Genomic DNA, 13,397 nt, shown 5'->3' on the forward strand with positions numbered 1-13,397 from the left:
TCAACCTCCGCCGCGATTTTGCCCGGCTTCAATCGCCGTTGTGATTTTCCTCGATTTTCTCCGTTTTCATCAATTCCGCCAGGAATATCATTTGGTCCACCGTAACGAACTTGTAACCGCGATTCTTCAATTCATCGATTACAACCGGAAGAGCTTTTACGGTATTGGTTCTGTCGCCCCCTTTGAAACCCACCAAGTCCCCGCTGTCGTGAAACAGGATTATAGAACCGGGCTTTACTTGCTTTACCACATTGGAAACTATGCTAGCAGGCGGCAGCTCCGCCCAGTCCATAGTAGATACATCCCAGAGCACCACAGTATATCGCTCATCCTTCAAAAACTTTCTGGCATAGGCGGTATATAGGCCCCTCGGCGGCCTGAACAGCGTTGTCCTCACACCGGTGGCTTTTTTTATAGCCTCCTCTCCTTTTTTAATCTCCTCCCGCGTTGCTGCGGTGGTAAGCGGAATAAGACTCCGGTGGGAATAGGTGTGATTTCCAATAGAATGTCCTTCCTTCACTATTCTCCTTGCGATTTCAGGGTACTGCTCAGCGTTCTTCCCTATGAGGAAAAAAGTGGCGGGGACGTCCTTTTCCTTTAATATATCCAGTATTTCAGGAGTATAGATCGGGTCCGGCCCATCGTCAAAGGTGATGGCCACGTACTTAAAGTGCTCTGGCCCTCTTCTGATTATATCCCTTTGCACGCCAAAACCCTTGTAAACGTATTTGTTGAAGTAAAAAAGAAGTATTAAAAAGATCAAAAGGGAGGCAAATGCCACTCTGGTTAAACTCTCGGGCTTCAGGCGCTTTTCCAGGGCCGGCGGCCAAAATTGCACGGCAAGAATTCCAAATATAAGGAACGATATTATTATGAACGAGTCGCTCTTAAAGAATTTAAATGAAAGCAAGGGAATTAGAAAAGAAGAAGCAAATACGGCGCTGTCGTAATCGTTGAATAAAAACTTCAAAAGCAGAAAGAAAAAAAACACGAAAAGCCCTAAATATGGCGACATATAGGTGATTACTCCCAGGGCCACGGCTTCGGAAGTATCGCCTTCGCCCTTGTTAAAAAGAGGCTTTGCGTGGCCCACCAGTAATCCGCTCGATGCCAGAAGGTAGGACATTCCCGAATCCAAATATGTACCGGCAAGTTTCATGGCAAAATAACCTTTAGAAAAATCAAGGGTTAAACCTGCCGTGCGGTCTTTAATAACAAAAAAACTGCCAATTAAATACGAAACTATCCCGAAAAGCCAGAGCTGCGCCATTACGAATCACCCCTGTATTTTATATATAACATAAAATTCCCTTTTTGGCGCATGCCCTGCCTTTTTATCTCCTCAGGGCCTCCACCGGCGGAACGGAAGCCGCCGTCCATGCCGGATATACCCCGAAGATCAGGCCGCAGCCCAAAGCCACGAACACCGCAACCCTTACAGCCTCTGCGCTTATCACCGCGTTAAAGCCGTACCGGTTGAAAAGATTCACGCCCCAGATTCCGAGGGCCGTACCTGTCGCCGCACCCATCCCGCTCAGGTAAAAGGCTTCCATCAAAAACTGCAAGAGCAGGTCAAACTTTTTTGCACCGAGGGCCCTCCTCACTCCTATTTCCGCGGTCCTTTCGGTGACCGCCACCAGCATTATGTTCATTATGCCGAGCCCTCCAACCAGGAGGGACACCGCCGCTATTCCTCCTAAGAGCAGGGTCATTACGCGGTTCGCCTTGTCCGCTTCTTCCACAAGTGTGTTTAGATTAGTGATTGTTATTATATCCTTGCCCAGCTCCAGGGCGGGCTTTTCTTCTTTACTTTGGTCTTCCGGCTGCGGAGCCGGCAATGTCTCCACCGGCTTTTCTGCGCCTTCTTTCCCGGGCATTTGCTGCTGTTCACCGTCGCCCGGCTTCGGTGCGGTTGCGTCAAACCCCAATTTCCTCCTGTAGATCCTCCCCAGCTGGGCTATGGCAAGGTCCGCAGCTTTCGCCGATTCGGCCTTGACCCACAATTCGTCTACCGTCTTTTTCCCCGCTATCTTCAAAGCGGTGGTGTAAGGTATCACCACCTTGTCGTCAATGCCCTCCGCTTGGCCGGGACCCTTTTTTTCCAGAACTCCCACAATCCTGTAAGTCTGTCCGTTTAACGTCAATGTCTGGCCCACGGGACTTCTCCCGCCCAAAAGCCCTGCTCCGATATTGTATCCCAATACAGCAACGGGAGAGCGCTGCTCCACGTGCCATTTCGTGAAAAAGCGGCCGGACACCAGCCTGTGGTCGCGAAGCTCGGGAAAATCGCTGGATACTCCGATTATCTCCACCTGGCCCCTTGCCCTGCGCCAGCGCATGACGGCATTTGTCCGAACCACCGGTGAAGCGTACTTCAAACCTGAAACCCTTTCCAAAAGCTCCTCAGCTTCTTCCGGCATAAACTCGGCTTTCGCGTCGTGCGCCTTTATTACGATGACGTTGGAGCCCAGGCTCTCAAACTGCTTTACTACGGCAAGGCGAGCCCCTTCTCCTATGCCCATGAGGCTTACGACCGAAGCAACCCCTATCGCCACTCCTAGAACGGTAAGCCCGGACCGAAGAGGGTTTATGACCACTCCCTGCCACGCCATCTGGGCTGCGAAAAAGAACCTCACCCAGAAGGACCGCCACGATTTAAACAGGCTCACTTTTATTCCCCCTCAGTTCCCTTTGTCGCCGGAGCTTGCGCCGTCACCCTGGCCTTCGCCGCTTCCTTGCTTGTTCGTTCCGGGAAGAATCTCGTTTGATTTAATACGCTGTCCCGGAAGTATATCTGCACTGCTTCCGGTGACCACCAGCTGCCCTTCCTCAAGGCCGCTCTTTATTTGGGCATAACGGTCGTTCATAAGGCCCAGTTCGACGCGGACCACCTTCGTAGTTCCATCGGGCTGCAGAACTTCCACCGAAGGCTGTCCGTCTTCTTCGAATACCGCCTCCACCGGGACGAGCAGCACATCTTTTGCGCTTCCCGCCTCTATGTACGCTCTCGCCTGCATCCCGGGCCGAAGCTCCGGGCTTCCCTTTACGCTAATTAATACCTCAAACCTGGTGATGCCGCTCATGTCCTTGCCCATGGTGGCAACATGCAATACCTTGCCATCGAAAGTCTTTCCCGGCAGGGCGTCTACAGTCACCTTCACCGGCGAGCCCTGTTTTACCAAAAGCACGTCAACGTCGTCCACCTGGGACCAAATCTGCATGTCCTCCACGTTGTACACGCTGCCCAACCATTCGCCCATCTGCACCGTCCTGCCAGGTTGGGCGTTGATATCCGCAACTATACCGTCCATAGGAGCCCTTATCTCCAAAAGTTCCATCTGGCCGTAAAGCCGTCTCAATTTATCCTCAAGCTCCATGACCTTTTCCAGCTCTTCCTCCAGCATGTCCCTTACGTCGGAACCGGCCAGGGATATTATGGCATCGCCTTTTTTCACTTTATTTCTGTCTTTTACGTATACTTTCGTCACCCTGGCTTCGACGGTGCTGGTAATGGTCTCTTCCACGGAATAACCTTCCACCTTGGAAGGGAATCTCAACCAAAGCACTCCGGGGTCATCGGGTTTTGTCACGTTTTCCGGTGCAACGCCTATGTAAACCGACATATCCGGCATCACGAGCCCGGGATTGTCACCCTCGATGGTCATATAGTAGACGTACTGGTAAAGGGGCTCGGCCCCATCGCCCTCACCTGTCCCGGAAACCGGTTCGGGGACCGGCTCTGAGTTTATATCCGTTATCCTGCCTTCTATAACCCCTTCGAACTGGTTGAACCTCAAAAAAGCCTTCGTACAGCCTTTTGCTATCTCGTATTCACCCGGATTAAGCTTCGCGATTACCTTAAACTTCGAATCGTCGACTATCCTCGCAACCACTTCCCCTTGCTTCAATTCAGCCCCTTCTTTGACGGTTAGGCCTATTACCCTTCCGTCCACCGGTGCCTTCAACGTAATGCCCTCCGCCGGATTCATCCGGTAAATCTCTTCGGGCTTAAGCCCCACCTTGTCTGCAAGGGATTCTTTGGCCGCCTTGAGCTGCTGCTCTAAAGACTCTATCTCTGCCTGAATGTTAGGCGCTCTGAGCCTTACGAGGAGCTGTCCCGCCTTTACTTCATCTCCCTCTTTTACCAGCACCTCCTCAATTATATAACTTGCTGGGCCCTGTCCGTCCATGCTGTACGGCACCATTATCCCGCCACCGCGGCTGGGGTTTAGCGGGCCAGAAGTTTCCACTCCTACACTTATGTCTCCCCGTATCACCTTAGCCGTGGCGTAAAGCGGGCCTGTAGTTTTTTCTTCCGGAGGAGGCATAAGGCTCTTGAAAGCGTAAAATCCGCCCGCCGCCACTGCAGCTACGACGATAATCACCGCTAGAATCTTTTTGTACACAAAAATTACCCCCTCTACACTAAAATCATCCTATAAACTCTTCTTCCTTTATCCTGCCGTCGAGGAGCCTGACTATGCGGCGTCCGTAGCGGGCCATATCCCTGTCGTGGGTGACCATTACTACAGTTATGCCCCTTTCCGTATTGAGCTTCTGAAAAAGCTCCATTATGGCCCGGCCCGTCCTGGAATCCAGGGAACCCGTCGGCTCGTCCGCAAGGACCAAAAGCGGCTCCTGTACAAGAGCCCTCGCTATCGCGACCCTCTGCTGCTCACCCCCTGAAAGTTCCGAAGGCCTGTGGTGAATTCTGTCGGAAAGTCCAACGGCATCGAGGGCTTCCTTAGCTCGCCTTTTTCTCTCGGCGGATCCGATGCCCCTATATATCAAGGGAAGTTCCACATTCCCCAAGGCATCAAGCCCTTGAAGCAGGTGAAAATTCTGGAAGACAAACCCTATGTACCTGTTTCTTATTTCGGAGAGCTTATCGTCGGACACTCTGTCGACCTTCATCCCATCTAAAAAGTATTCTCCGGCACTGGGCCTGTCAAGACACCCTATTACGTTTAAGAGCGTGGACTTTCCTGAGCCCGAAGGACCCATTATCGAAACGAATTCGCCCCTTTTTACCGAAAGGTTTATATCGGAGAGGGCTTTTACGGCACCCTTTCCGCTCCTGTATTCTTTGGAAATGCCCTTTAATTCTAAAAGCTCCAACGTCTCACCCCTCCCTTTTAATAAAATAAAATAAAATAAAATAAAAAACCCCCCCGCTTAAAATCCTATCAGATGCGAGAGGTAAAATCAACTAAATTCTGACTTTGATTTATTATCAATCAGTTTCGACGCATCTTTTCGAAATTCCGTTTAGGACCACATCGATTATAACTTTCTTTAACTCATCTGGTTTTTTGCCGTCGCCATCCAAAGCACCGGAAAAGAGCACCAGTCGGCTCGATTCTATAAGCATCATGGCCGGAATCCTCGGAGAAATATCTCTGAGTTTTCCCGATTTCATTCCTTCCCTCAGAATATCCTCTATCACTTTCGAAGCTTCGTTTCTCACTTTAACCATCCACTGGTAGAGCTTCTCATCCATTTCCCAGTGGTCCCTCACCAGGAGTTCGAAAAAACCCGACGACTCGTGAAGGATATTTATCAAAAGCCCCAAGGCGTTTTCCAATTTTTCCTTGTAATCCTTCCCCTTCCGTGCCGCAACTTTGAACTCGTCCAGAAATTTTGAAGTGAAGTACTTTATTACCTCAACAAAAAGATGCTTTTTGCTTTTAAAATATTCGTATACCGTCCCTTTCCCAATTCCGGCCGACCTTGCTATTTCCTCCATCCTCGCCCTGTGAAAGCCCTTCTTAGAAAAAATTTCTCCCGCGGCCTTTATTATTTCCTCATACCTTTCCCTCTTGCGGTCTGAAGCCAGGGCGTCTTTCGACAAAACTTTCACCTCCATCTTGTCACTTGCTTATGCTCATGTATATTACGTTGTCAAGATACAGGGCCGCCAGGTTGTACGCGTATATTGCTCCCGCCTTTTGAAGCCTTACCTGCTTTACGGCTTCTTCCGCCTGGGAAAGGTCCACGCTCCGAATAAGGCCGGCCTCGTAGCTCAGCTTTGCAATGCGGTAGCTTTCCTCTGCCATCTCGAGCGATTTTTCCAAAATGGGAAGGTTCGCCGATACCGCTGTATAATCCAGGTACGCTTTTCTTACCTCCTGTTCTATTTTGCTCTCTACGTCCTGGTAGTTGAGTTCGGCCTGCTTCAAGGCGTATTCTTTTTCCTTGTAATGGAAGGTATTTGAAGGATAAACCTTTTTGGTCATATCAAAATCCAGCCTTGCCAGTTCCAGCTGCTCCCTAGCCTGCACGAGGTCTATTCTATTTTCGCGGGCTTTTGCAAGGAGCTGCTCCAGTTCAACGTTTTTCTCCACGGCCTTGAACTCCGAGCTTTCGGAAAGCTCTATTTGTCTTGCCATATCCAGTTTCAAGAGCTTTTTCAGGTCTATATACGCCTTTTCCATCTCCACCTCGGCCTTTTTGAGTTCCGCCTCCGCCGTCGATACCTTTACCTGAGCATCGAGCAGATCCTTTTTTGTCGCAGAACCGTTTTCGTAAAGGGCTTTGGCTATTCTTTCCATCTCTTTGGCCCTTTCGAGGCTCTCCCTGGCTATTTCCACCTTATCCCGGGCAGAAAGGGCGGCATAATACGCCGCCTCCACCCCGAAGCGGATGTTCCTTTTGGCCGCCTCCACGCCTAGCTGTGCAAGTTTCAATTCCATATCGGCGGCCTTTTTGCCGAGTTCCATGGAGTATTCATATTCAAAGTCGCCCGGCATCGGGATATTCGGATATCCCATTTCTGTAAAACCTTCCGTTGAAGAGTTTCCCGAAATATTTCCTTCTTGTGTAGATCCTTCTGGAGCGGTAATCTGCGTTTCCTGTTCTCTGATTTTCCTCATTAGATCTTTAAATTCCTCCGCTGCCTCTTCAGCTTTCCTTTCCCTATATTCTATCTGCTCCTTTTTCAGGCTCGCCTTTTCCACCGCCAGCTCAGAAAGCCCGATAGCCGGGTTGTTCTTTAGGGCAATCTCCACCGCTTCTTGCAAAGTGAGCTTCAGGGGTTCTTCGGCACTCGTGCCTCCCGCCCCTGAAGATGCGGCCAAGAGGGAAAGGGCGAAGATTGCCGCGACTACCAAGAGCCTTTTCATCTTCTTCAAAACATCCGACCTCCCCGGTTAATTTTTCCTGGATGCCGGTCGCATCCTGCCGAAAATTTTCCCAAAATCCTCAAATACGGTATAGAGCACGGGCACGACTATCAGGGTGAGAGCCGTCGACACCGTAAGTCCTCCCATAATGACGGTCGCAAGCGCCGCCCGCAGCTCACCGCCTTCACCCAGTCCCAGCGAAAGTGGGAAGAGCCCGAGTATCGTGGTCAGAGTCGTCATGAGTATGGGCCTAAGCCTTATCGGTCCCGCCTTCAATATAGCCTCTTCTCTAGAAAGTCCGCGCTCCCTCAACTGGTTTATGAAATCTATGAGCACTATGCCGTTGTTAACCACTATTCCCGCCAGGGTGATTATTCCTATAAAGGATGCTATGTTGAAGCTTCTTCCGGTCAAGACCAGCGAAAACACGACACCTATTATGCCGAGGGGGAGCGTAAACATTATGACGAAGGGCTGGAGCAGTGATTCGAACTGCGATGCCATCACCATGTACACCAGGAGTATCGCCAGAACAAAGGCAAGGGCCAGTCCGCCGAAGGATTCCATCATCTGCTCCTGCTCCCCGCCCATTTCGATGGAGTAACCTTCCGGCAGCTGCAACCCTTTAAGTTTTTGCTGTATTTCTCTGTTAACATCCCCCGAAAACCTGCCGACGACGCTGGCCGTTACCTTTACCGTCCTTGACTGGTCCTCCCTGTTTATCGAAACCGGCCCCTCTTCTTTCTCCACGGTTGCTATGCTGGAAAGGGGCAGCATCATCCCCGACGGCGTCGGAATCGCAAGGCTTTTTAATTTTTCGATGTCATCTACCAGGTCTTCCCTGGCCATAACCTTCACATCTATCTCTTCCCCGCCGGTCCTCAGCCTCGTCGCCACCGTACCCTGCACCGCCGACTTTACGTAATTTGCCACGTAGGCAGAATTAAGCCCGTAAAGCGAGGCCACATCCCGATTTACCCTTATGTTTATCTCTGGCCTCTGCTCGGCGAGGCTGCTCTTTACTTCCCTCGTCCCTTGAACAGATTTTACTATCTCTTCAACCTGTTTCGATATTTCCTTGAGTTTTGCCATATCATCTCCCTTGATCTTTATAGACACCGCCTCCGACGCTTCACCCAGGAACATCATTCCCGCCAGAGACTCTACGCTTATCTTTACCCCGGGAATCTTCGCCGTCCTGTTTCTTATTTCCTCCGTAATTTCCTCGCTATTCCTCTTCCTCTCAGAAAGAGGCTTTAATCTTATCATTACTGATGCTTCGTTGTCCTTTTCTTCTCCCGATTGGGAAAAGCCTGCAATGGTCAGTATGCTTTGTATTTCAGGTATGTCTTTTACTTTAGAGACCAGCTCGTCTACTGTGCCTTCAAGCACCTCTTTCCTCGTGCCGTCAGGCATCTCGACAGTTATCATCACCATGCCCATGTCGAATTTGGGCAAGAACTCGGTTCCAACTAAAGGTGCGAGAGCCAGGCTTAAAACGAAAAATACCGCGGCGATCCCAATTACAGCTTTCCGGTGACTGAGAGCCCATTTTAAAGCTTTCTTGTAAAATTCGAGGAGCTGGCCGAAAGCCCTGTCGAATCTTTCGCCAACCGCTGAAATAAAGTTCACTCTCCTCGATGTGCCTTTCCCTACCATCAATTTAGAGCATAACAGCGGTGTAAGCGTAAGCGACACTGCGAGCGAGGCGAGGAGCGAAAAGGTAACCGTCAGCGCCAGTTCCTTGAAAAGCTGGGCAGCTATACCCTGAACATATACGACCGGCAGGAAAACCACAACCGTAGTAAGGGTGGATGCTATGACAGCCCTAGTGACCTCGTTCGCACCGGAGATAGCTGCTTCTACGTTCCCTTCGCCTTCCTCCCGGTGCCTGAATATATTGTCGAGTACTACTATGGAGTTGTCGACAAGCATGCCCACGCCGAGTGCAAGGCCGCCTAATGATAGGAGGTTCAATGTCAGGTTCCCGAAGTACATCAATATAAATGTCGTTATTATAGATATCGGCATCGATATGCCGATGACGAGAGTAGTCCTCAGGTCGCGGAGAAAAAGATACAGGATAGCTACCGCCAGGATGCCGCCGGTGACGGCGTTGCTCACCACATTTCCGATAGACTTATTTATGAAATTGGCCTGATTAAATACTACGCTGTACTCCGACCCGGAAGGAAGCTCTTTTTTAAGCTCTTCAAGCTCCTTCGTGACTTTGTCTGCCACCTGCACGGTGTTGTAACCACTTTGTTTGTATAGTACAAGGACGACGCTGGGTTTGCCGTTGAGTTTCGATAGAACATCGGTCTCATTGGCATATTCAACCTGTGCTATACTCGAAAGTGGTATGGTGCTTCCCGTCGCCGTAGTTATGGGAAGATTTTTGATAGCCGAGATATCCGCAAATTCCGAGTTTATCCTTACCAGGTACTCCCTCTTTCCATACGAAATACTTCCTCCAGGGAGGTTTAGGTTCTCAAGCTGCAGGGCCTGGACTATGGAATTCATGCTCGTGCCGTATCGCACGAGCTTTTCCGGGTCCACCACCACGTGAATCTCCTTCGTGGTCCCGCCGAAGACCTGGACCATGCCGACCCCTTCGAGCTGCAGGAGCCTGTTTTTTATCTTGTCCTCCGCTATTTTTTTAAGCTCCTCCAGATCACTTCCTCCAGCCACAGCTATCTCCATCAGCGGGATCTGGGATGCATCGTATTTGTATATTTGCGGCGATTTCACTTCCGACGGAAGCATGTCTTTTATGAGGTCTATCTTCTCCCTTACTTCAAGCACTGCAAAGTCCATGTCGGTGCCCCAGTTGAACTCTACAGTTATATTGGATACACCTTCAAGTGAAGAAGATTTTATGCTTTTAACGTTGCTAACTGTGGATATAACCTGTTCTAAAGGCTTGGTCACAAGGTTTTCAACCTCTTGCGGCCCCGCACCCTCGTACTTAGTAATTATCATTATTGTAGGAAAGCTGATGTTTGGCAAAAGGTCGGTGCCGAGCCTGTCGAGAGACACGGCCCCCAGCACCAACACCATAATGATAATCATCACCATCGTGACGGGGTGTTTTATGGAAAGCTTTGCGAGGCTCATTTCGCTTCCTCCTTGCCTACCACTTCAACGGGCGAGCCGTCTTCCAGATATTCCTGCCCTTCTACTACCACCGTTGAACCTTCCTTTAGCCCTTTTTCTATTATCGTATACCCTTCTACCGTGGGGCCCACCACTACCTCATTGGCTTTTGCGGTATTTTGCTCCACCGTGAAAACTATATCTTTATCATCCTTTCTTAAAACGCACTCTTCGGGAACCGCCAGCACCTTGTCGTAGGTCAAAACAGCAATTTTTGCCCGTGCAAACATCCCCGGTTTCAAGTCCGCGGGCGGATTTTCAAGCCTCAATTCCACAGGGTACAGGCCTGTCTTTAGATCCTTATAAGGGCTTGTGCTCGTGACGGTAGCCTTCAAAACAGCATTTATCGAATCCACTGCTACCTCGGCAGTACTGCCTATTTTTACCGAATTTATAACATCTTCTGTCACGTTTATCTTGACGAAAAAGCTTCCTGTATCTCCCACAACCGCGACAATAGCCCCAGGGCTCAAAAGCTGCCCCACCCGCACGTCTACGTTTCCAACCGTACCATCCACGGGGGATGTTATGAGTGTGTTGTCGAGGGCGTTTTGTGCCGCGGAAAGCGCCGCCCTTGCCTGCTCCATCTGAGACTTTGCCGCAGCTAAGGTTTCGGGGATAGTGCTCGTTTTAGTCAGTTCAAGCTGTTCTTTAGCCGACTCGTACTGTTCCTTCGTCACATTGTACTGAAGCTGTATCGCCTCGAAGTCCTTTTTGGAAACCGCCCCCTCTTCGTAGAGCTTCTTCATCCGCTCGTAGTTCTGCGAGACGTTTTTATAGTTTTCCTCGGCCTGCCTTACCGAAGACTCCAGTTTTTTCAGTTCCTGGTCGAGTTGGGCTTTGGTCCTGTTGTAGCCGGCTTCAGCCGCATTGTAAGCGGCCCTTGCCTGCTGGACCTGCGAAATTACATCTTCTTCATCAAGCTTCACCAACACTTGCCCTGCCCTTACCTTTTCGCCGGGCTTTACCAATACTTCTTTTACCCTCCCGGCCATTTTGGCAGTCACGACCACCTGGCCTTTCGCTTCAACGGAGCCAGTGAAGAAGCGGTATTCCGAAAGGTCCCTGGCAGAAAGACTTTCCACTCTTACCGGAACGGCCTTTTTTTCTTCCGCCGATTCACCGGCCTTTCTGCCGCAACCTCCAACCAGCAATACCGCGATGATACAAATAAGGACAAGAAATACTGTAAATTTCTTATTCAGCACCGTACCACCCTCTCCCCAAAATTGACCGACCGGTCGGTCTACATAGGATAATGTTACCACACGTTATGTCCACTTTCAATCACTAATAGCTATGCTTCCAACAAAAATACCGCTTTTAAGTCGAAAAAAAGCCTAGACCTAAAATTCCCTTTCTTTTCTGAGCCATTTGGAAATGGATGCAAGCTCGTCAACTTTATCAGCCACTTCTTTTGGCAGTTTATCCTTATATTCAATTAAAAGGTAACCTACATCATGCTGTTTTGGCGGTTCCACGCCGATCTTCCTTAAAATCCCTTTTAGCGCAAGCTCCACCGCTTCCTGCGCCTCTCTTACAATATCAGAATAAGCTTTTTCTTCAAAAAGGAACTTTATCATTTTCAATCGAACTTTTGCCTTTTCCAAGTAACTTTCCGCAAGTGTTACGTTTGTCATATTTCAAACACCTCTCCGTGCTTGTAATCCGGTTTCAAAACCCAATGCCATCGCTCCCCTGTCACCACTTTTTTTGCTCCCATTTCCTTGAGTTTCGAAGAAAATTCCTGCAAAAACCGGGTAAAAAAGCCTTCCCTGTCAAAAAGTATCAATGCGTCATCTATCATATCGAGGAAAAGGAGACTCCCTGCCATAACTTCTTCAGGCGTCTTAATAACGGGGGAAAGCGATGTGTAAATCCCGATATTCCTCAAGCTATACATCCATGGGTTCAAAAGTTCTTCTACCTCTGCGAAACGCTCCATGCGCCTCAGCCTCCCGGATGGAAGGTTTTCTGCCACGATTAAAATGTCTATGTCCGATTCCGGGCTGGGCGTGCCCCTCGCCACGGAGCCAAATACCGCCAGTGTTACAAGGTCCTCTCCGTAGACTTCAAGACAAGCTTTGAGCACTCTTTCGAGTGTTTTTTAAAACTTTCGATAAGCATATTCCCGCCTTCCTTACGTTCCTGTTTTTATGTTACCACTATTATATCAGCCATAAGCTTGCAAATAAAGGAGTATCGTCAAAAAATTCATTATTGGAAAGTTTGAAAATGGTACATAGGAGGTTTGCAGCAGCTTCAAGAAACCCCACTGTAGTTGACTTTACTTAACTATTTTGCTACCATAAAAGCATGGAACTCTTATCCATTGGAGAAGCAGCGAAGAGATTAGGCGTACACCCGAACAGGCTTCGGGCGTGGGAAAAACAGGGATTGATCAAGCCCGTGCGGCTGCCCAGCGGCCAGCGGAGATACCCGGTGGAGGAAATCAACCGCATTTTAGGAACGGGAGGGATAAAGGCAGAGCCGGACGCGGTTGCCCTCTACGCCAGGGTGTCTACGAAGAAACAGGCTGATGCTGGAAATCTTGAGCGTCAGATGGAGAGGTTGCGGGCATACGCGCAGGAGAAGGGTTACCGTGTGGTGGCGGAGTATTCGGATGTGGCTTCGGGTTTAAACCAGAACCGGCGGGGTCTTGAGCGTATGCTGAAAGCGGCCGAAAGGGGCGAGTTCAAGAAATTGCTCATCGAATACCCCGACAGGCTGGCAAGATTCGGGTATACCTATTTGGAACGCCATCTTAAGTACTGCGGTGTGGAGATAGAAATCACTTCGCAAAAGGAGCCCGAGGATGCACATACGGAATTGGTCCAAGACTTGTTAGCCATAGTGACTTCATTTTCAGCCCGGCTGTATGGCGCAAGAGGTGGCAGAAAAGTCCAGCAGGGCTTTTGGGAGCTGATAAGGGATGCCGAAGAAACACAAGAAGGACAAATTTAGCATGACAGTTTGCGGGGAGTTCTTTCCGGAGATTTACCCAGCCTTCCGCTCACAGAAATGGAGCCGTGGTGAGGAAGATCCTCTTGTGACGGAGATGCGCCTTTTCTGTGCTTGCATGCGTTGGGCCTTCAACCGGCTACTGGAGGGTGCATCCCG

Annotated in this window: 11 protein-coding genes and 1 pseudogene; 2 read left to right on the top strand and 10 right to left on the bottom strand. The window is 49.8% G+C overall.

From position 1 onward, the window contains the following. Window positions 1-28: 28 nt before the first annotated feature. From AN618_RS07385 to AN618_RS07430, 10 genes are all read right to left on the bottom strand, one after another. A complete protein-coding gene (locus AN618_RS07385) occupies window positions 29-1,270 on the bottom strand; it encodes a glycerol-3-phosphate acyltransferase (protein ID WP_066353562.1) in 1,242 nt (413 codons plus the stop codon). A gap of 64 nt (window positions 1,271-1,334) precedes the next feature. Beyond that, the gene (locus AN618_RS07390) at window positions 1,335-2,612 is read right to left on the bottom strand and encodes an ABC transporter permease (RefSeq protein ID WP_157081665.1); all 1,278 of its coding nucleotides are present in this window, start codon (window positions 2,610-2,612) and stop codon (window positions 1,335-1,337) included. A 69-nt stretch (window positions 2,613-2,681) separates the two neighbouring features. After that, the gene (locus AN618_RS07395; RefSeq protein WP_066353563.1) at window positions 2,682-4,406 is read right to left on the bottom strand and encodes an efflux RND transporter periplasmic adaptor subunit; all 1,725 of its coding nucleotides are present in this window, start codon (window positions 4,404-4,406) and stop codon (window positions 2,682-2,684) included. Between the two features lie 25 nt (window positions 4,407-4,431). Further along, window positions 4,432-5,118, bottom strand: a complete 687-nt coding sequence (locus tag AN618_RS07400) for an ABC transporter ATP-binding protein (protein ID WP_066353565.1) — start codon at window positions 5,116-5,118, stop codon at window positions 4,432-4,434. A 115-nt stretch (window positions 5,119-5,233) separates the two neighbouring features. Further along, on the bottom strand, window positions 5,234-5,851 hold the full coding sequence (locus AN618_RS07405; RefSeq protein ID WP_066353566.1) for a TetR/AcrR family transcriptional regulator: 618 nt from the start codon (window positions 5,849-5,851) through the stop codon (window positions 5,234-5,236). A gap of 19 nt (window positions 5,852-5,870) precedes the next feature. Then, the gene (locus AN618_RS07410) at window positions 5,871-7,121 is read right to left on the bottom strand and encodes a TolC family protein (RefSeq protein WP_245628449.1); all 1,251 of its coding nucleotides are present in this window, start codon (window positions 7,119-7,121) and stop codon (window positions 5,871-5,873) included. Between the two features lie 27 nt (window positions 7,122-7,148). Beyond that, complete coding sequence (locus tag AN618_RS07415) at window positions 7,149-10,238, bottom strand: efflux RND transporter permease subunit (RefSeq protein ID WP_066353568.1); 3,090 nt, start codon at window positions 10,236-10,238, stop codon at window positions 7,149-7,151. Next, complete coding sequence (locus AN618_RS07420) at window positions 10,235-11,485, bottom strand: efflux RND transporter periplasmic adaptor subunit (protein WP_066353569.1); 1,251 nt, start codon at window positions 11,483-11,485, stop codon at window positions 10,235-10,237. The genes AN618_RS07415 and AN618_RS07420 overlap by 4 nt, the downstream gene beginning before the upstream one ends. A 138-nt stretch (window positions 11,486-11,623) precedes the next feature. Next, window positions 11,624-11,917 (bottom strand): HEPN domain-containing protein, encoded by a 294-nt coding sequence (locus tag AN618_RS07425; RefSeq protein ID WP_083515115.1) that lies wholly within the window; start codon window positions 11,915-11,917, stop codon window positions 11,624-11,626. Beyond that, the gene (locus tag AN618_RS07430; protein ID WP_066353571.1) at window positions 11,914-12,369 is read right to left on the bottom strand and encodes a nucleotidyltransferase domain-containing protein; all 456 of its coding nucleotides are present in this window, start codon (window positions 12,367-12,369) and stop codon (window positions 11,914-11,916) included. Before AN618_RS07430 ends, AN618_RS07425 begins: the two co-directional genes overlap by 4 nt. A gap of 224 nt (window positions 12,370-12,593) precedes the next feature. Between AN618_RS07430 and AN618_RS07435 the strand changes: the two genes are divergently transcribed. Beyond that, window positions 12,594-13,241: an IS607 family transposase gene (locus tag AN618_RS07435; RefSeq protein ID WP_066353573.1), complete on the top strand. Its 648-nt coding sequence runs from the start codon at window positions 12,594-12,596 to the stop codon at window positions 13,239-13,241. After that, window positions 13,210-13,397: pseudogene (locus AN618_RS13565) on the top strand (IS200/IS605 family accessory protein TnpB-related protein); the annotation flags it as partial. The gene AN618_RS07435 and the pseudogene AN618_RS13565, both read left to right, overlap by 32 nt.

The sequence above is a fragment of the Fervidicola ferrireducens genome, from assembly GCF_001562425.1.
Classification (GTDB): Bacteria; Bacillota; Thermosediminibacteria; order Thermosediminibacterales; family Thermosediminibacteraceae; genus Fervidicola; species Fervidicola ferrireducens.

Excerpts from the sequence above, each read along its gene's own strand:
- AN618_RS07435 (WP_066353573.1), top strand. The coding sequence starts at position 12,594 with ATGGAACTCTTATCCATTGGAGAAGCAGCGAAGAGATTAGGCGTACAC.
- AN618_RS07385 (WP_066353562.1), bottom strand. The coding sequence starts at position 1,270 with ATGGCGCAGCTCTGGCTTTTCGGGATAGTTTCGTATTTAATTGGCAGT.
- AN618_RS07390 (WP_157081665.1), bottom strand. The coding sequence starts at position 2,612 with ATGGCGTGGCAGGGAGTGGTCATAAACCCTCTTCGGTCCGGGCTTACC.
- AN618_RS07415 (WP_066353568.1), bottom strand. The coding sequence starts at position 10,238 with ATGAGCCTCGCAAAGCTTTCCATAAAACACCCCGTCACGATGGTGATG.
- AN618_RS07410 (WP_245628449.1), bottom strand. The coding sequence starts at position 7,121 with ATGAAAAGGCTCTTGGTAGTCGCGGCAATCTTCGCCCTTTCCCTCTTG.
- AN618_RS07425 (WP_083515115.1), bottom strand. The coding sequence starts at position 11,917 with ATGACAAACGTAACACTTGCGGAAAGTTACTTGGAAAAGGCAAAAGTT.